Origin of the sequence: Pseudomonas sp. SIMBA_067 (assembly GCF_046534675.1) — a bacterium.
Lineage (GTDB): Bacteria > Pseudomonadota > Gammaproteobacteria > Pseudomonadales > Pseudomonadaceae > Aquipseudomonas > Aquipseudomonas putida.
In genome coordinates this window covers 1-278 of record NZ_JAWRYH010000310.1, presented here as the reverse complement: position 1 = coordinate 278, position 278 = coordinate 1, and the positions used below count along the sequence as shown (strand labels likewise).

The following is a 278-nucleotide window of genomic DNA, read 5'->3' as shown; positions in this document are numbered from 1 at the left end:
CGTACTTCAAAGCCAGCGCGCTCACGAGTTAGACCGCCCGGACCTAATGCAGAAATACGACGCTTATGCGTTACTTCTGATAGCGGGTTATTTTGGTCCATAAACTGTGATAACTGAGACGAGCCGAAGAACTCTTTAACCGCTGCCGAAATAGGCTTAGCGTTAATAAGATCTTGTGGCATTACCGCATCAAGGTCACCTAAGCTTAAACGCTCACGTACAGCACGTTCTACACGTACTAAACCTACACGGAATTGATTCTCAGCCATTTCGCCAAC

1 protein-coding gene is annotated in these 278 nt (G+C 47.1%); it reads right to left on the bottom strand.

Annotated features, from left to right (window positions below):
* Positions 1-278: hypothetical protein (locus SB765_RS29230; protein ID WP_410932434.1), on the bottom strand; the 278-nt coding region annotated here is incomplete at both ends.